Raw genomic sequence first — 16,473 nt, forward strand, 5'->3', positions numbered from 1 at the left:
GACACTTCACGTACTCTCTGGTTTAACTGGCTGGCATTGCGCTGTCGGTAGCTCTTTTTCCACCGCAAAAGGATCGATGCCACGCAGTTGCAAGCGCCGAAAACGGATAATGTTAACAGCGTTGATCAACAGAAAACTCCCTTCAATCAGTGAACCGCCTATCGAGCCGAGCCAGATATTGTGTGTTAACCAACATGCGGTTGAACACCACAGTACACAACGGGTGGTCAAACCACGGGTGCGGAAGAGTGCCCAAGTGGTGATGGTGGTACCAAAGATAGGCAACAACTCGACCCAGTATTGAAAACGCCATAAACCGATAGACAGGGTCAGGATGATAAACAGCCACATCACCCACAAACTGCGAACCCGCATGGAGACCAGGTTGCGGCAGGCGCCGATCAGGGCGCTGGTCCCGGCGGCATTCACCCCCATCATAAAGAAATGGATACCGATAACTAGGCTGTAGCCTGACAGTTGCAACTTAAAACGCTGATCATTTCGATTGAAAAAGCTGGTGATACCGACAAAAAAAGCCAGCACACCGACTGCCTGGGCAAACCAATAAAACGTCATGAATGGATCCTGAGAGGGGAAGGGGTAAAACAAAATAACGTTTTATTTTACCCCTGATACTTTACAGCGTCACTCCACTTTTAAAAATAGCCAGTTCGCGGAAGTCATTCACTTCGTTACATGTCGGTTTACCATCAGCAATGGCGACAATTAAATCGATAAACTGCGTCAGCAGTTGCGCCATCGGCACGCCATGGATCAAGCGGCCAGCATCAAAATCGATCCAATGCGGTTTTTTAGCCGCCAACTCCGAATTGGTGGACAACTTCACCGTTGGAACAAAACCACCGTAGGGTGTTCCTCGCCCAGTAGTGAATAACACCATATGGCAACCCGCCCCCGCCAGCGCGCTGGTAGCCACCGCATCATTACCGGGTGCACTCAACAGGTTCAGCCCTGGCCGATGCAGACGTTCACCATACTTTAAAACATCCACAACCTCACTTTGACCCGCTTTTTGGGTACAACCCAATGACTTCTCTTCCAGCGTGGTGATGCCACCGGCTTTGTTACCCGGTGAAGGGTTCTCGTAAATCGGCTGGTCATGCGCAATAAAGTACTGTTTGAAATCGTTAACCATGGCAACGGTTTTTTCAAAAGTCACCGCATCCTGACAACGGCTCATCAGTATCCGCTCGGCACCAAACATTTCCGGCACCTCGGTCAGTACCGTGGTGCCACCGTTAGCGATCACATAGTCAGAAAAACAGCCCAGTAATGGATTGGCGGTGATCCCCGATAACCCATCAGAGCCACCGCATTCCAAACCAAACTTCAGCTCACTGAGTTTGCCTGGCTGGCGATGATCATCTCGCATGGTCTGGTATAACGCCTGTAGAGAGGCCAAACCAGCTTCAACTTCATCATCCTGCTGTTGGCAGACCATAAAACTCACGCGCTGCGGGTCAAAATCACCCAGCGTACTGCGGAAAATATCTACCTGGTTATTCTCACAACCTAAACCAATCACCAATACCGCACCCGCATTGGGATGACGCACCATATTCTGCAACATGGTGCGGGTATTATCATGATCCTGCCCAAGTTGAGAGCAACCGAACGGATGGCTGAATAGATACACACCGTCAATCCCGGGTGCTCCTTCGGTCACTTTCAGAAAACGCTGCAGGATGTGACGTGCAGTACCGTTGACGCAGCCTACCGTCGGGATGATCCACAGTTCGTTACGGATCCCAACCTCACCATTGCTACGCCGATAGAGTTGTACTTCACGATCAGCCGCTTGCTGCGGTAACGTCTGGAATTCCGGCTGATATTGATAGCTATCCAGATCACTCAGGTTGGTTTTGATATTTTGCGAATGGATATGCTCACCCGGCGCAATAGCAACCAACGCATGGCCAATCGGTAAACCGTACTTGATAACCCTCTCCCCCGCAGCAATCGGTTCAAGGGCAAACTTGTGCCCTCGAGTCACGTCCTGCACCAAGGTAATCGTCTGGTCATCCCATGTTAGTCTTTCACCAGTAGGCAAATCACGTAGCGCTACCGCCACATTATCTTTTGCATGAATCTTTATAATGCTTTGCATAAACCAACCTTGAGTTCTAACTAGCCCAATTCGATAGCGAAATAGCGTTTAGCGTTGTCGAAGCAGATGTTTTTCACCATGTCCCCCAGCAACACCATATCTGCTGGCGCTTCGCCATCAACCACCCAACGGCCAATCATCTGGCACAGAATACGACGGAAGTATTCATGCCGCGTATAAGAAAGGAAACTACGGCTATCCGTTAACATGCCGACAAAACGGCTAAGCAAGCCAAGTTGAGCCAACTGAGTCATCTGACGCTGCATACCGTCTTTCTGATCGTTAAACCACCAGCCAGAACCAAATTGCATCTTGCCTGGCATCCCTTCCCCCTGGAAGTTACCGATCATGGTACTGAGCACTTCGTTATCACCCGGGTTGAGGCAGTAAAGGATGGTCTTCGGCAAGGTTCCTTGTTTGGCCTGAGCATCAAGTAAACGTGACAGCGGTTCGGCCACCGGTTGATCGTTAATGGAATCAAAGCCAATATCTGGGCCAATGTGGTTAAACATCCGGCTGTTATTATTGCGCAGCGCACCAATGTGATACTGCTGCACCCACTCACGGCGCTGATATTCTGTCGCCAGGAACAGTAAGACCGCCGTCTTGAACTGGGCAACTTGCGACGCTGTTGGCTGTTTGCCACTCAAGCGTTGCGCCAGAATGTTATCCAGTGTGGTTTCATCGGCCTCGCCATAAACCACCACATCCAGCGCGTGGTCGGAAATCTTGCAACCATGTGCAGCAAAGTGGTCCATCCGTTTTTTCAATGCATCGCAGAGATCGCTAAAGCGGGTAATTGAGGTATCCGCAGCGGCTTCGAGCTTTTGCATATAATCATTAAACCCGGCAGATTCAATGTTAAAGGCTTTATCAGGTCGCCAGCTTGGCAACACCTTGATAGCAAAACTGCTGTCAGCCGCAATGGCTTTATGGTGCCGCAGATCATCGATCGGATCATCCGTGGTACCCACCATTTTCACCTTCATCTGCTGCATAATGCCGCGAGCACGAAAAGCATCCTGCTCCAACAACTGGTTACCGCGCTGCCAAATTTCATCCGCAGTAGTAGGGGAAAGGAGTTTACCGGTGATCCCGAATGGACGGCGCAATTCCAGATGGGTCCAGTGGTACAGTGGATTGCCAATGGTATGCGGCACGGTTGCTGCCCAGGCATCAAATTTCTCACGGTCAGAAGCATCACCGGTACACAGACGTTCTGCGACACCATTAGTACGCATAGCACGCCATTTATAGTGGTCCCCCTTCAGCCAAATATCGTACATATTCTGAAAACGGGTGTTTTCGGCTATCTGCTGCGGTGGCAGATGGCAGTGATAGTCAAAAATAGGTTGCTCCGCAGCATAGTCGTGGTACAAGCGACGGGCAAATTCACTGTCTAGCAAAAAATCATCACTCAAAAACGTGGCCATATCGGGTTCCTCACCTTGTGTCCTATCTAGTATCGCTGTCATTCCAAAAAGATATTATACCAATTCAATGAAGCACCCCGCACCATATTGACTTGGTTTATACCTTTTCATCGCACCAAAGCCCATTTCGCGGGAAATTCATCGTTAATTTAGTGCCATATGATGCGTTTTATTATTACTTAATAAAATAACGCTTTTTGTGATATCACTCAACTTTCAAAGTTGTATGACAAGTTATTGTGACACCATCCTGCCAAGGGCTTTTGGCAATTCACTATCCCAATGCCCAGGCTGTGCCGGTAAAGGAATATCGGCAACAGGATGAAAGGGAATCAGTATCAGAGGTGACTTCAATGTCGGTTTGCCTATCGGCGGTATGTTCGCACCACCGTTGGTCGTCGCGGCCATTGTGGCGCGCAACTGGGAAGTGACAATCGCTAACGGTATGGCCACCTGGACCTTGTTGCAAAACCACTCAGTTGTGGAGTTGGAACAGGAACGACTAAAAATAATAGACAATTATAGTTAACCCTACCTGAAGCCCGGTCATCGTACCGGGCTTTTCATTGGCAGCCATGGGGGTTAAGTGGTATAACAACCCTCATTACAGCCTATTTTCCTGCCTACCGCCGAGTATTCATTATGGAATTCACTGAAACCAGACGCCTTTATCAGCAGTTAGCCGCCGAACTCAAGCGACGCATTGAAGGAGGGGTTTATTCAGTGGGTGATAAATTGCCAGCCGAACGTTATATCGCTGAAGAGATGAATGTGAGCCGCACCGTGGTGCGTGAGGCCATCATCATGTTGGAAGTGGAAGGTTATGTCGAGGTACGTAAAGGTTCTGGGATCCATGTCATTTCCAACCAACAGAAGAATCTGGTGGGGAGTAGCGACAATCTCGAATTTGCCACTGCCGGGCCTTTTGAACTGCTACAGGCGCGCCAGTTAATCGAAAGTAACATTGCCGAATTCGCCGCGACCCAAGTCACCAAGCAGGATATCGTCCTGTTGATGGAAATCCAGGAACAAGCGCGCCAGGAAGACCGCTTCCGCGATTCGTTATGGGATCTTAAATTTCACGTTCAAGTGGCCCAAGCGACCCAGAACACCGCCATGGCGACCATTGTAGAAAAAATGTGGGCTCAGCGTGTCAGCAACCCTTACTGGCTCAAACTGCATGAACACATCGACGCACGCTCGATTGCCAGTTGGTGTGACGACCACGATGAAATTCTCAAAGCCCTGATCCGCAAAGACCCCCATGGAGCCAAACTGGCAATGTGGCAGCACTTGGAAAACACTAAGCAGATGCTATTTAACGCAACAACAGATGACTTTGAGTACAATGCAGACCGCTACTTGTTTGCAGAGAACCCGGTGATCCATCTCGATACTCTGGCAACCGGTAGCAAATAGTCTTTATTTTTGTCTGCTATTCAAGCTCCCCTATACCGTGAATAACGACAGGTATAAGGTCATCCAAGAGTAATGCATGGGGCTTCAGTGTCAGGTTTTGTAAAAACGGCTGAATCGATCCCAGATTCCCTTACTTTCGTGTCATATTACGCCGCTTTCAACATAGATTTCCCTGTTGCCAATCGTGCTATTTTGGTAAAGTGAGACCACTTTTTTATCTGTGGATACTGGGGCGGAACGCGAATAGATGCACGGGTTGTTTGCCATGCTGATTGTACTTTTTTGTTGGGCCGATTCGGCTACCGGCCAAACATCTCATGCAACTAAAACCACCGGTATCGTTGCCTCGCTCAGTGCTACAATCGCTGATGAGCACCCCGGGATTTCAGCTTCTGAACATCATGTTGAGCTTGATCGTCCATCCAGTGATTTGCGCCGTAAGCCCCTTAGCCAGAGACCGCAACTGTTGCTCCGGGTACATGCCTACGCTAATTCACTGCTCGCTTCTTCCTGGTTGGTTCCGGCCTATACTTTAACGGCAGAAACTCCAGAGCCAATCGGTGGTATGCGGCAACAATGGCGGTCAGTTCCCCCTATTGCCCAACGACTTCAACAGATCAACTGGATGCTGCACTCACCAGCGCAACAAAACAGAGTCGGCGGTTGGAAAGAAAGTAACATACTCTACCGTGGCTCACTGACTTATGATTCGTGAGCGGGTGTTGCCCCAAAAGAAGTGAAGTAAAGAATAACGCAGCCCTGTCTCATTATTTTCAGTAGTTATAGGCTTTCGCGATCATCTTGTTTACCGCCGCCCAACTGCTGAACGAAAACAAACAATGACGTTTTTAGGAACACCGGATGGAAATTATTAAGCAATTGTTGCATGCATTATGGCAACAAGACTTTGAAATGTTGGCTAACCCCTCGTTAGTCTGGACACTTTATGTCTTGCTGTTTCTTATTTTATTTCTGGAAAATGGCCTGCTACCCGCCGCCTTTCTACCGGGTGACAGTCTGTTGATCCTGGTGGGAGTGCTGGTCGCCAAAGGGACCATGAACTTCCCCGTCACTATCTTGATTCTGACGACGGCAGCCAGCCTGGGGTGCTGGCTCAGTTATATACAAGGCCGATGGCTGGGTAACACACGTATTGTGCAAAACTGGCTTTCACACTTGCCAGCACATTACCACCAGCGCGCTCACCAATTGTTTTATCGTCATGGCCTGTCAGCACTGCTGATTGGCCGTTTCCTGGCGTTTGTGCGTACCTTGTTACCGACTATCGCCGGTTTGTCCGGTTTAAGTAATGTTCGTTTTCAGTTCTTCAACTGGGTTAGCGGATTGCTGTGGGTATTGATCCTGGTTTCTGTGGGTTTTAGCTTGGGGAACACCGCCGTGTTCCATCAATATGAAGAGAAACTGATGTCCGGGCTGATGATGTTGCCAGTAGTGCTGCTGGTGCTTGGATTTTTCGGTTCCTTGGTGATGCTATGGCGTAAGAAGCGTGCTAATAAGCAAAAGTAACACGCCTAACAAGTAGAGGGGGAACATACGCAAGTGTGCCCCTCTTTGTGGTATCAGATCTTTGATATCAGGAACAGTAACCCACTCCGCCCCCTGTAACGAGTCCATTACGATAGATATAGTCACAATTGTGGGCTACATCCCTTTGCTCTCCCCCATAAATCAGCTATGTTGAAGCTCTGTCCCAGTTAATCTTAAGGAGTCGTTACCATGGCACAAGATCCACATACAGAAAGTTTACGCACCGAACTAAAGTCCTTGGCCGATACACTGGAAGAAGTACTCAATAGCTCCTCCGACAAATCGAAAGCTGAGCTCGAAAAACTCCGTGCCAAAGCAGAAAACGCACTGAAAGATAGCCGCGCTCACCTCAGCGATGCGGGTGATAAATTAGTCCACCAAACCAAACAGATTGCTGGTCACGCTGATGAGTATGTGCGTGGCAATCCGTGGGCTGGTGTAGGCATCGGTGCTGCAGTTGGCGTGGTGTTAGGCGTTCTGCTCGCTCGCCGCTGATTATGGCAAATATTCCACAATCTCGTGAACAGGGCCCCGCTAAAGGGGTTCTGGATATTGCGCAACGTATTCTTACCATCTTGGTCAGGATGGTGGAAACGCGAGTCAAGCTGGCTGTTATCGAGTTGGAAGAGGAGAAAGCCAACCTCGTCCAGTTACTGATGATGGCCGGGATCACCTTGCTGTTTACCGCCTTTGGGCTAATGAGCCTATTGCTGCTGATCTTCTGGGCAGTCGATCCGGCTTACCGTCTGATAGCACTGGGTACCACCACGGCTGCTTTGCTGTTCCTGGCAATCGTGGTAGGCATCTGGACATTAAACAAGGCTCGCCGTTCAACCCTACTAGGGGCAACACGCAAGCAATTAGAACTCGACCGTTCGGCATTGGAGGGGGAACATGAATCACCGCCAATACCGTGAATGGCAAAAAGAGCAATTGTTACTGCAGATCCAGCAACAGCGGCTGGATCTGGCTGCCAGTAAAACCCTATGGCTGGAAAAAACCGCCCCCATCGATCACGGCTGGCAGGTGGTATATGGCCTACGTAAATATATCGCCATCGGCTCCACAATTTTTACGTTTTACAGCCTGCGACACCCCAACAAGCTGATGCGTTGGTCACGACGAGCATTGAGCTTATGGGGAACATTCCGCTTAATGCGTAAAAGTTATCGGGCATTACGGGTAAAGAATTAAGCGCCGAGTATGCACTCAAATGGCAGCACCGCTAGGACCATCACTATGGGCATCCCCCATCTGGAGGCTTTAAACACCGCTGACATACTCATTTTTTTTGAAAGAAAACACCAATAATTATTACTAACAACCTAAACCATCCCCGTTTAACATTCACTCCACTAATCCGTTTTGGCTAAGAACAGCCATAATAATGCAATAACAGCCAAGATTGGCTTTTTGGAGTTAATGATGAAAAAATTAGAAGATACAGGTTTATTGGTTGCTCGTATTCTGATGCCTATCCTGTTTATTGTTGCTGGTTACGGCAAAATGGGTGATGCCTATGCCGGTACGCAAGCCTACATGCAAGCGATGGGCGTACCTGGCTTTTTACTGCCACTGACCATCCTGCTGGAATTAGGCGGCGGTTTGGCTATTCTGTTCGGCTTCCTGACCCGCACGGTGGCGCTATTCACCGCTGGTTTCACTATTCTCAGCGCCTTTATCTTCCACTCTCAGTTTTCTGAAGGCGTCCACCAACTGATGTTTATGAAAAACTTGAACATTGCTGGTGGTTTTATCGTTCTGGCAATAGCAGGCCCAGGCAGTTTCAGTATTGACCGCCTGCTGAACAAAAAGTGGTAATTTTAACAATCTATACTCAAAATAATTCGTGTTGCTTGTAGGCGGCAAGCACTGGAATCCCCAGGAGCATAGTCCACTATGTGACTGGGGTGACAGAGCACAGCCAACACCCAAGCAACTTGAAGAATGAAGAGTATAAATGTGTTCAAGTTGCAGCTTACCTTCCTGCAACTTGAATTATTTAAGGTATAAAAGTAAAGATTACTGCTTTTCCTGCCGGGCAAACAGACGCGGGATCTCACGCAAAAACCAGGATTTAGCCTCCCCCATGTTGTCACGCCGCCAGGCCATGATGATGTCCACTTCCCTTTTGTATTCAGGCCCCACCACTCGCAAACGCCCCTGTTCAATATCTTGTTCCACCATAGGATAAGGCATGGTGGCCACTCCCAGCCCGGCCAGTAAAGCTCGGCGTTTATCTTCAATGCTACTCACGGTCAAACGCTGCTGTTTATCCAGTAATTGCACCGTCAATACCGGCCTTTCCCGCGCGGTATCCGCCACGGCGATCCCACGGTATTTGACGCGGGTAAGTTCTGATAACGGTTCAGGCTCTTGATGGATCGGGTGATCCGGTGCCGCCACATAGACACTCATGACTTTATACAATTTGCGCGTGTTAATCTCAGAAGAGGCGCGAAAGTGAATATCCGGTGCAATAACGATATCCGCCCGCCCTTGATCCAAACGCTCCCAAGCCCCAGCCAATACTTCAGTAAGAATCGAAACCTGAGTATCCGCTTTCAACGCCAGCTTATCGAGCAACGGAAACAATTTAGCAGCCGGTGACAACGTTTCGCTGACAATGGTGATATGGGTTTCCCAGCCCCGAGATAGCGCCTCGGCATCGGTGGTCAGTTTATCCGCTGCCTCAAGCAAGATACGGCCACGCTCAAGTAACATTCTACCGACATTAGTAAATTTGGTGCGATGACCTGAACGGTCAAACAAGACCACATCAAGCTCTTCCTCCAATTTCTGCATGGTATAGCTCAATGCAGAAGGCACCCGCCCCAGCTCATCGGCAGCAGCAGCAAAACTGCCTCGGCGGTCAATCGCATCCATGACCCTCAACGCTTCTAGTGTTAACGCACGCTCTCTGGCCATCGAATCTCTCTTTCAGGAAATTTGAATATGCCTACCAGATTAACTGGCTAACAATCTGCCGTCCAGATGCTTACCCTATAAACCATCAATTTAAAGAGTCGATTGCCATGATAATCCGTAGAACAGCACAACAATGTGGGCAAGCTGACTTTGGTTGGCTACAAGCGCGTTATACCTTCTCTTTTGGTCATTACTTTGATCCCAAACTGATGGGATACGGTTCACTGCGGGTACTCAACCAGGAAGTCTTAGCACCAGGAGCCTCATGCCAACCACGCACCTATCCTAATGTGGATATTCTGAGCCTGATTTTGCAAGGTGAAATCGAATACCGGGACAATGACGGCCATACTATCCGGGCTGGAGTGGGCGAAGCGCTGTTGCTGGCGACTCACCCGGGGCTAAGTTATAGCGCTCGGAATATCAGTAACACCTCCCCCTTGACCCAAATGCACCTGTGGTTAGATGCCTGCCCGACACGCAGCAACCAGCAGGTACAGCGTCTGAAGCTGCCGACGCAACCTCATGCGTTACTGGCCTCACCCGATGGTGAACAAGGCAGCCTGCAACTACGGCAACAGCTCTGGATACATCATCTGGAGTTACAGCCTGGGGAACAGAAGACAGTGGCCCTTAATGGATCACGCGCTTACCTGCAATCAATCAACGGCTCGGCAACGGTAAGTGACGAACATCACCCTAGCCAACCTATCAACTGTGGGGATGGCGCATTTATCCGCGAAGAGAAACAGCTGACCATCCAGGCGGTTACACCACTACGTATGCTATTGATTGATTTACTGGCGTAGCGATATCGCGAGTTGGGGAAGTTGAGAGAAATTGGGGGAAGTTGGGAAATATATATAAAGAAAGAAAAACCCCGTATGGCGAATACCACACGGGGTTATCTGTATAACGAAAGTTGACCGATAAGCCGGGTTCTGTCGTGGACAATCATTCATCTAGGCCAGCAATCGCTCACTGGCTCAAGCAGCCTACCCGGGTTCAGTACGGGCCGTACCATGCGAACCCCTATTTGGCCTTGCTCCGGGTGGAGTTTACCGTGCCACGAACTGTTGCCAGCCGCGCGGTGCGCTCTTACCGCACCCTTTCACCCTTACCTGATCCCGCTTGCGCGGGCCATCGGCGGTTTGCTCTCTGTTGCACTGGTCGTAGGCTTGCGCCCCCCAGGCGTTACCTGGCACCCTGCCCTATGGAGCCCGGACTTTCCTCCCCTTTACTCGTCTCCCCGAAGGGGACGGCAATAAAGCGGCGATTGTCTAGTCAACTCCGGCGCGGATAGTAGCGTGGCGGTTACAGCAGGTCAAATGTTTTACTTTTCTTGATGTTCCAACCCATGCTTATACAGCGCATTTTTTTTCACCCCATGGATCTCTGCCGCTAATGCTGCTGCCTTCTTCAAGGGTAGCTCCTGTTGCAACAAGGCCAAGGTCCGCAGCGCTTCAGGGGGTAAGCTCTCCTCTTGCACTTTGTGACCCTCGACAATCAGCACCATTTCCCCCCGGTGACGCATTTCATCTTCCTGGACCCATGCCAATAACGCCCCCACCGGGGCGCCGTAAATGGATTCCCAGGTTTTAGTCAGTTCGCGAGCCAACACCACATAGCGTTGCGGCCCCCACACAGTGACCATATCTTGCAAACTGTCCAATAAACGGTGGGTCGATTCATAGAAAATCAGGGTCCGTGGTTCGGTCGCCAATGCCAGCAAAGTATCCTTGCGACCTTTGGTTTTAGCTGGCAGGAAACCTTCATAACAAAAACGATCAGAGGCGACACCGGCTGCGCAAAGTGCAGTAATCGCTGCACAAGGACCCGGCAAGGGAACCACACGCACCCCCGCTTCACGACAGCGGCGCACCAGGTGATAGCCGGGGTCATTAATCAGTGGTGTGCCAGCATCACAAACTAATGCTATGCTCTGCCCTTCCTGCAATTTGACCAGCAGTTGATCCGCTTTCTGTTGTTCGTTATGGTCATGTAGCGCAAACAACCGCGCGCTAATAGCAAAGTGTTGCAACAGCAATCCGGTATGACGCGTATCTTCTGCCGCAATCAAATCAACGCTTTTCAGTACCTCCAGGGCTCGATAAGTGATATCACCCAGGTTACCGATAGGGGTAGGTACCACATACAGCGTTGATGCAGAAATAACTGATTGTTGGTGTTGATTCATTGTCTCATCCGGATTGCCGATTTAATATTGAGCATCTTGAAAAGAACATCACTGGATACAGTATGCTTTCCTCAACGTTCGTTCGTTCCAAAGTAGGGCGTGTAATACCTGCGATGCTGGTAGCCCTCCTATTAGCTGGTTGTCCTAGCCGAGCACCGCAAACTCCGCCTGCCAATATTCAGGGCGAAGCGAGAGCCAGTGCCTATTATTACCTGCAACAGTTGCAACAAAGCACTGATGATAACAAGGCTGACTGGCAATTACTTGCTATTCGCGCGTTAATTCGCGAAGGCAATCTGCCACAAGCCACCCAGCAACTGAATACCTTGCCGCACGACATGACAAGTCTACAGCAACGAGAACGACTATTACTGAACGCCGAATTACAAGTCGCCGGCAAAGATTATGCCTCTGCCCGAGAGACTCTGAGTCATGTTGATAGCAGTATGCTGTCATCTAATCAGTTGGTGCGCCTCTATCAGGCTCAGATCACCGCTCACCAGGGGCAAGCCTCATTAGCGTTAATCCGCACCTATATTGCTCTGCAACCCTTACTGAAGGGTCCGGCATATCAGGATAACCTGGATAAAACCTGGCAGACATTAGTGGCGCTGAAACCAACAGAGCTCAACAGTCTGGTGATTAATGCCGATGAAAACGTGCTGCAAGGCTGGTTGGATCTGCTGCATATCTATCAGGATAACCGACAGGATCCTGAACTACTGAAAGCCGGGATCAAAGACTGGCAAAATCGTTATCCACAAAACCCGGCCGCAACAAGCCTGCCAACCCAGTTAAGCCAAGTGCAGAATTTTACTCAAGCTTCCGCTTCACATATCGCCTTGCTGTTGCCCTTGAACGGCCAAGCTAAAGTGTTTGCTGATGCTATCCAGCAAGGCTTTGTCGCAGCCCAAAGTGGCGTAACACTCGCCATGCAGGTCCAGGCTCCAGCAGCAACCAATAGTCCTGATCAGGCGGCTATCGGTAGCAACACCGAAAGTGCTGCTGCGCCTGCAACAGAGGCGGAAAATACAGCCCCGGTGACTGCGGTGGAAACCGCCACAGCGGTTCCCACTCCAATGACTATCAGTAGTCAGGTAAAGGTTTACGATACTACCAGCCAGCCTTTAACCGCTTTACTGGCTAAGGCGCAGCAGGAAGGGGCAACTCTGGTGGTCGGTCCATTGCTGAAAACCGATGTAGAACAACTTGCTGGCACACCGACCCCGCTCAACGTACTGGCTCTCAATCAACCAGAGCAACCCAAAGATAATCCCAATATCTGTTACTTTGCCTTGTCTCCTGAAGACGAAGCCCATGATGCTGCACACCATATTTGGGAACAACAGAAGCGCCAACCCTTGTTGTTGCTCCCTCGTGGCGCATTTGGTGTCCGTATTGCCAAAGCCTTCGCCGAGGAGTGGCAGAAACTGGGGGGGCAAACCGTACTGCGGCAAGAGATCGGTTCGGCTGGTGAGTTGCGCCAGATGGTCAATGGGGGTGGTATCCGCATGAGTGGTACCCCCGTCACCGTATCAGCACCAGCAGAACAGTCTGTTACCATTGCAGGTCTGACTATCCCTGCTCAACCCAGCGAGACCTCAACAACCATCGGTGGAGGTGTTGATGCGGTTTATATTGTTGCAGGGCAAAATCAACTAGCCCTGATTAAGCCGTTGATCGATATGACCACCAACTCTCGCAGCAAACCGGCTATATTTGCCAGCTCGCGTAGTTATCAAGCAGGTGCTGGCCCGGATTTCCGGCTGGAAATGGAAGGAGTGCAGTTCAGCGATATTCCTTTATTGGCCGGTGTCAATCCACAGTTGCAACAGCAAGTCAGCCGACAACTCCGCAACGACTATTCTCTGGTGCGCCTCTATGCCATGGGGATGGATGCTTGGGCATTGGCCAACCACTTTGCTGAAATGCGCCAATTGCCTGGATTCCAGGTGGCCGGGGCCACCGGTGTGCTATCATCCTCACAAAATTGTGTGATAAACAGGAAACTGACTTGGCTGCAATACCGTCAAGGCTCGGTCGTACCGGTCTCCTGAGTCAACGCGCCAAGGGGGCGGGCTATGAACGACAAGCCCGCCATTATCTTGAACGCGCAGGATTGACCTTCACGGCGGCCAATGTCGTGATAAGAGGTGGTGAACTCGACCTCATTATGCGTGATGGTCAAACCTGGGTGTTTGTTGAAGTACGCTACCGGCGCAATGCGGCTTTTGGCGATGCGGCCAGTAGCGTAACTTACCGTAAACAACAACGTTTGCTGCATGCTGCGGCTGTTTGGCTGGCCAAACGAGGTGCCAGTTTTGACACATCATCTTGCCGTTTTGATGTTTTAGCCATTACTGATAACCAATTAGAGTGGATACCTAATGCCTTCAACGCAGATTAATCATGGTATGACTGATGCCGACCATTCTGGCTCAAATGACTCATAAATACTCGTCGTCATTCGAGCGGTAACCAGCGACCAGCAAGTTGAATGAACCTGGGTATAATAGCCTGATAAACCAGGCACTTATATGGATTAATACAACGTGTTAGATAGAATCAAAGCTTGTTTTACCGAGAGTATCCAAACCCAGATTGCAGCGGCAGAAGCCTTGCCTGATGCCATATCCCGTGCAGCAATGACCATGGTGCAATCACTGCTTGATGGTAACAAGATTCTGTGTTGTGGCAATGGTGCCTCGGCGGCCAATGCTCAACATTTTGCTGCCAGTATGATTAACCGTTTTGAAAGTGAGCGTCCCAGCTTGCCTGCCATTGCATTAAATGCCGACAGCGTAGTGCTAACAGCAATTACTAATGACCGCCTGCATGATGAGGTCTATGCCAAACAGGTACGCGCTCTGGGCAACACCGGTGACGTCTTGCTGGCCATTTCTACCCGGGGCAATAGCCGTGATATTGTGAAGGCGGTTGAAGCTGCAGTAACGCGGGATATGACCATTATTGCGCTTACCGGTTACGATGGGGGTGAGTTGGCGGGTTTACTGGGTCAGCAGGATGTGGAAATACGTATTCCCTCTCACCGTAGCGCGCGTATTCAAGAGATGCATATGCTTACCGTAAACTGCCTATGTGACCTGATCGATAATACATTGTTCCCCCACCAGGATGATTAAGGAGCAGAAATGAAGCTAAAAGCCACATTTGTGGTGCTGTTAAGCACTTTGCTATTACAAGGTTGTATCGCTGGCGTCGTTGCCGGTGGTGCCGCTGTTGCAACCAAAACGGCGACCGACCCACGTAGCGTAGGAACACAGGTAGACGACACCACATTGGCAGCCCGGATCGAGAATGCCGTGCGCAAAGATCAACAACTGAAAAAAGAAGCCCGCGTAGTCGCTACGGCCTACCAAGGCAAGGTTTTGTTGACAGGTCAGGCCCCTAATACCGAACTCGCCACCCGTGCCAAGCAAATCGCCCTTGGCGTTGAAGGTGCCACTGCCATCTATAATGAAATCCGCCAAGGGACGCCGGTCGGTTTGGGTACCGCGTCTTCAGATGCCTGGATTTCCACCAAAGTTCGCTCAGAGCTGTTAACCAGTGATTCGGTCAAATCCTCCAATGTGAAAGTGACCACCGAAAATGGCGAAGTTTTTCTGTTAGGGCTGGTGACACAGAAAGAGGGACAATCTGCGGCGAAAATTGCCAGCCAGGTTAGTGGGGTAAAACATGTCACCACCGCTTTTACCTACGTGAAGTAAACAAAAAGTGAGAAAAGCAAACCTGCAGACTACAATTGGTAGTTAAACTGGGTTCAAATACCACAACAACGGAAGGTGAATATGAAAAAGACATTTAAAGTAATGACGGCACTGACGCTACTGGCTGCCAGTTCTTGGGCGATTTCTGCCGACTTGGAAACAAGTATGGGAGCGCTCGCGACCAATTACAAAATCGTATTAAAAACTGACTCTATCGATACCTTCAAGATGAGCCTGCAAAAAATGCATCAGGCTGCCATAGATTCTCAGCAAGGTACCCCAGCAAAACTGGCAGGCAAAGATAAGAACAGCCCTGAAATGCAACAATTCCGCGAAGGGATGTCAACCCTGACATCACAGATTGAACAAGCCATGGCGCTGGCGAATGAAGGCAAATTGGAAGAAGCACGCAAAGTAGCACAAGAGTTTAAACAGACCCGCGATGTCAACCACAAGAAATTCCGCTAATCGATAGGCGGTGATGAGCTACGCTCAAAACGATTCGAGTAAAACAATTCAAGTTGCTTGTCAGCAAGCAACTTGAAGAATGAAGCGTAGAGATCTTATGAAGGGCAGACTGAAAAGTCTGCCCTTGCGCTTTAGAAGCCAGGAAAAGCGATTAACTGCGAAGCTATTGACACCTTAGCGGTGATATTCGCCCGCTGCTTCCGGTTGATACAGCAGCTCCAACACCTCAATCTGCGCTTCCTCGCCGTTTGGCAATGTCCAACTGATCTGTTTGCCAACATGCATGCCTAACAGCGCCGCGCCCAACGGGGCCATTACCGACAGTTGTTGGTTGCTGTCTTTGAGGGAAGCCGGATAGACCAGCGTGCGCACATGTTCCTCCGAGGTATGTAAATCCCGAAAACGCACACAACTGTTCATGGTGACGACATAGGGCGGAATTTGCGATGGCGGCACAATATCAGCACGATCCAGTTCAGCATTCAGTGCAACTGCAACATCAGTGTTAGCAAAAGCTGGCTGTGCCAGCAGTGTATCCAGACGTTCCGCATCCAGCTCATTAATGGTAATGGTTGGTTTGCTCATTCCACTCTCCAGTCCAATCAAAAGGCGCCCTTCTCGCGC

General features: G+C 50.0%; 20 protein-coding genes and 1 other RNA gene. 13 read left to right on the top strand and 8 right to left on the bottom strand.

Translation table 11 applies throughout. The annotated features are described in order from the left end of the window. Positions 1 to 6: 6 nt before the first annotated feature. The 4 genes from IO95_RS05050 to IO95_RS25045 form a co-directional block, all read right to left on the bottom strand. Positions 7 to 576, bottom strand: a complete 570-nt coding sequence (locus IO95_RS05050; RefSeq protein WP_023489469.1) for a YgjV family protein — start codon at positions 574 to 576, stop codon at positions 7 to 9. 61 nt (positions 577 to 637) lie between these two features. Beyond that, a complete protein-coding gene (locus tag IO95_RS05055) occupies positions 638 to 2,128 on the bottom strand; it encodes a UxaA family hydrolase (RefSeq protein ID WP_023489470.1) in 1,491 nt (496 codons plus the stop codon). Between the two features lie 20 nt (positions 2,129 to 2,148). Beyond that, positions 2,149 to 3,561 (bottom strand): glucuronate isomerase, encoded by a 1,413-nt coding sequence (gene uxaC, locus IO95_RS05060; protein WP_023489316.1) that lies wholly within the window; start codon positions 3,559 to 3,561, stop codon positions 2,149 to 2,151. A gap of 234 nt (positions 3,562 to 3,795) precedes the next feature. Continuing rightward, positions 3,796 to 4,080 (bottom strand): hypothetical protein, encoded by a 285-nt coding sequence (locus tag IO95_RS25045; RefSeq protein ID WP_152554900.1) that lies wholly within the window; start codon positions 4,078 to 4,080, stop codon positions 3,796 to 3,798. Positions 4,081 to 4,203: 123 nt separating this feature from the next. Between IO95_RS25045 and exuR the strand changes: the two genes are divergently transcribed. The 7 genes from exuR (at position 4,204) to IO95_RS05095 (ending at position 8,349) form a co-directional block, all read left to right on the top strand. Next, entirely contained in the window at positions 4,204 to 4,980 is a 777-nt protein-coding gene (gene exuR / locus IO95_RS05065; protein ID WP_023489315.1) for a transcriptional regulator ExuR, read from the top strand. Positions 4,981 to 5,245: 265 nt separating this feature from the next. Further along, entirely contained in the window at positions 5,246 to 5,695 is a 450-nt protein-coding gene (locus IO95_RS05070) for a hypothetical protein (protein WP_152554901.1), read from the top strand. 146 nt (positions 5,696 to 5,841) lie between these two features. Continuing rightward, the gene (locus IO95_RS05075; protein ID WP_023489313.1) at positions 5,842 to 6,507 is read left to right on the top strand and encodes a DedA family protein; all 666 of its coding nucleotides are present in this window, start codon (positions 5,842 to 5,844) and stop codon (positions 6,505 to 6,507) included. Between the two features lie 210 nt (positions 6,508 to 6,717). After that, the gene (locus IO95_RS05080; protein WP_023489312.1) at positions 6,718 to 7,023 is read left to right on the top strand and encodes a YqjD family protein; all 306 of its coding nucleotides are present in this window, start codon (positions 6,718 to 6,720) and stop codon (positions 7,021 to 7,023) included. Between the two features lie 2 nt (positions 7,024 to 7,025). Continuing rightward, positions 7,026 to 7,445 (top strand): phage holin family protein, encoded by a 420-nt coding sequence (locus IO95_RS05085; RefSeq protein WP_023489311.1) that lies wholly within the window; start codon positions 7,026 to 7,028, stop codon positions 7,443 to 7,445. Next, positions 7,423 to 7,722, top strand: a complete 300-nt coding sequence (locus IO95_RS05090; protein WP_023489310.1) for a YqjK-like family protein — start codon at positions 7,423 to 7,425, stop codon at positions 7,720 to 7,722. Before IO95_RS05085 ends, IO95_RS05090 begins: the two co-directional genes overlap by 23 nt. A 231-nt stretch (positions 7,723 to 7,953) precedes the next feature. Next, positions 7,954 to 8,349 carry a DoxX family protein gene (locus IO95_RS05095; RefSeq protein ID WP_023489309.1) on the top strand — a complete coding sequence of 132 codons (396 nt, stop codon included), beginning with the start codon at positions 7,954 to 7,956 and terminating at the stop codon, positions 8,347 to 8,349. A gap of 201 nt (positions 8,350 to 8,550) precedes the next feature. Here IO95_RS05095 and IO95_RS05100 read toward each other — a convergent pair whose 3' ends face one another. Then, on the bottom strand, positions 8,551 to 9,456 hold the full coding sequence (locus IO95_RS05100) for a LysR family transcriptional regulator (protein WP_023489308.1): 906 nt from the start codon (positions 9,454 to 9,456) through the stop codon (positions 8,551 to 8,553). A gap of 107 nt (positions 9,457 to 9,563) precedes the next feature. Here IO95_RS05100 and IO95_RS05105 point away from each other — a divergent pair, with 107 nt between their 5' ends. Continuing rightward, positions 9,564 to 10,265: a pirin family protein gene (locus IO95_RS05105; protein ID WP_023489307.1), complete on the top strand. Its 702-nt coding sequence runs from the start codon at positions 9,564 to 9,566 to the stop codon at positions 10,263 to 10,265. A 105-nt stretch (positions 10,266 to 10,370) separates the two neighbouring features. On the opposite strand, the gene rnpB is transcribed toward IO95_RS05105, so the two are convergent. Together rnpB and rsmI are read right to left on the bottom strand one after the other, a co-directional pair. Next, positions 10,371 to 10,748: RNase P RNA component class A (gene rnpB / locus IO95_RS23435), an RNA gene on the bottom strand. A gap of 41 nt (positions 10,749 to 10,789) precedes the next feature. Further along, on the bottom strand, positions 10,790 to 11,653 hold the full coding sequence (gene rsmI, locus IO95_RS05110) for a 16S rRNA (cytidine(1402)-2'-O)-methyltransferase (protein ID WP_023489306.1): 864 nt from the start codon (positions 11,651 to 11,653) through the stop codon (positions 10,790 to 10,792). A 62-nt stretch (positions 11,654 to 11,715) separates the two neighbouring features. Between rsmI and IO95_RS05115 the strand changes: the two genes are divergently transcribed. From IO95_RS05115 to cybC, 5 genes are all read left to right on the top strand, one after another. Next, positions 11,716 to 13,710 carry a penicillin-binding protein activator gene (locus IO95_RS05115; protein ID WP_037384142.1) on the top strand — a complete coding sequence of 665 codons (1,995 nt, stop codon included), beginning with the start codon at positions 11,716 to 11,718 and terminating at the stop codon, positions 13,708 to 13,710. Next, a complete protein-coding gene (locus IO95_RS05120) occupies positions 13,707 to 14,060 on the top strand; it encodes a YraN family protein (protein WP_200874153.1) in 354 nt (117 codons plus the stop codon). The genes IO95_RS05115 and IO95_RS05120 overlap by 4 nt, the downstream gene beginning before the upstream one ends. A 145-nt stretch (positions 14,061 to 14,205) precedes the next feature. After that, positions 14,206 to 14,796 carry a DnaA initiator-associating protein DiaA gene (gene diaA / locus IO95_RS05125; RefSeq protein ID WP_023489318.1) on the top strand — a complete coding sequence of 197 codons (591 nt, stop codon included), beginning with the start codon at positions 14,206 to 14,208 and terminating at the stop codon, positions 14,794 to 14,796. Between the two features lie 9 nt (positions 14,797 to 14,805). Continuing rightward, entirely contained in the window at positions 14,806 to 15,381 is a 576-nt protein-coding gene (gene dolP, locus IO95_RS05130; RefSeq protein ID WP_023489319.1) for a division/outer membrane stress-associated lipid-binding lipoprotein, read from the top strand. A gap of 81 nt (positions 15,382 to 15,462) precedes the next feature. Continuing rightward, positions 15,463 to 15,849, top strand: coding sequence for a cytochrome b562 (cybC, locus tag IO95_RS05135; protein WP_023489320.1), 387 nt, complete (start codon positions 15,463 to 15,465; stop codon positions 15,847 to 15,849). Positions 15,850 to 16,023: 174 nt separating this feature from the next. Here cybC and rnk read toward each other — a convergent pair whose 3' ends face one another. After that, positions 16,024 to 16,434 (bottom strand): nucleoside diphosphate kinase regulator, encoded by a 411-nt coding sequence (gene rnk / locus IO95_RS05140; RefSeq protein WP_023489321.1) that lies wholly within the window; start codon positions 16,432 to 16,434, stop codon positions 16,024 to 16,026. Positions 16,435 to 16,473: the final 39 nt, after the last annotated feature.

The organism is Serratia sp. DD3 (genome assembly GCF_000496755.2).

What these genes read in the sequence shown, in the direction of transcription:
- exuR (WP_023489315.1), top strand. Translation starts at nt 4,204, where the DNA reads ATGGAATTCACTGAAACCAGACGCCTTTATCAGCAGTTAGCCGCCGAA.
- rsmI (WP_023489306.1), bottom strand. Translation starts at nt 11,653, where the DNA reads ATGAATCAACACCAACAATCAGTTATTTCTGCATCAACGCTGTATGTG.
- dolP (WP_023489319.1), top strand. Translation starts at nt 14,806, where the DNA reads ATGAAGCTAAAAGCCACATTTGTGGTGCTGTTAAGCACTTTGCTATTA.
- IO95_RS05050 (WP_023489469.1), bottom strand. Translation starts at nt 576, where the DNA reads ATGACGTTTTATTGGTTTGCCCAGGCAGTCGGTGTGCTGGCTTTTTTT.
- IO95_RS05105 (WP_023489307.1), top strand. Translation starts at nt 9,564, where the DNA reads ATGATAATCCGTAGAACAGCACAACAATGTGGGCAAGCTGACTTTGGT.
- IO95_RS05080 (WP_023489312.1), top strand. Translation starts at nt 6,718, where the DNA reads ATGGCACAAGATCCACATACAGAAAGTTTACGCACCGAACTAAAGTCC.
- IO95_RS05085 (WP_023489311.1), top strand. Translation starts at nt 7,026, where the DNA reads ATGGCAAATATTCCACAATCTCGTGAACAGGGCCCCGCTAAAGGGGTT.
- IO95_RS05090 (WP_023489310.1), top strand. Translation starts at nt 7,423, where the DNA reads ATGAATCACCGCCAATACCGTGAATGGCAAAAAGAGCAATTGTTACTG.
- IO95_RS05055 (WP_023489470.1), bottom strand. Translation starts at nt 2,128, where the DNA reads ATGCAAAGCATTATAAAGATTCATGCAAAAGATAATGTGGCGGTAGCG.
- rnk (WP_023489321.1), bottom strand. Translation starts at nt 16,434, where the DNA reads ATGAGCAAACCAACCATTACCATTAATGAGCTGGATGCGGAACGTCTG.
- cybC (WP_023489320.1), top strand. Translation starts at nt 15,463, where the DNA reads ATGAAAAAGACATTTAAAGTAATGACGGCACTGACGCTACTGGCTGCC.
- uxaC (WP_023489316.1), bottom strand. Translation starts at nt 3,561, where the DNA reads ATGGCCACGTTTTTGAGTGATGATTTTTTGCTAGACAGTGAATTTGCC.
- IO95_RS05115 (WP_037384142.1), top strand. Translation starts at nt 11,716, where the DNA reads ATGCTTTCCTCAACGTTCGTTCGTTCCAAAGTAGGGCGTGTAATACCT.
- IO95_RS05095 (WP_023489309.1), top strand. Translation starts at nt 7,954, where the DNA reads ATGAAAAAATTAGAAGATACAGGTTTATTGGTTGCTCGTATTCTGATG.
- IO95_RS05100 (WP_023489308.1), bottom strand. Translation starts at nt 9,456, where the DNA reads ATGGCCAGAGAGCGTGCGTTAACACTAGAAGCGTTGAGGGTCATGGAT.
- IO95_RS05070 (WP_152554901.1), top strand. Translation starts at nt 5,246, where the DNA reads ATGCTGATTGTACTTTTTTGTTGGGCCGATTCGGCTACCGGCCAAACA.
- IO95_RS05075 (WP_023489313.1), top strand. Translation starts at nt 5,842, where the DNA reads ATGGAAATTATTAAGCAATTGTTGCATGCATTATGGCAACAAGACTTT.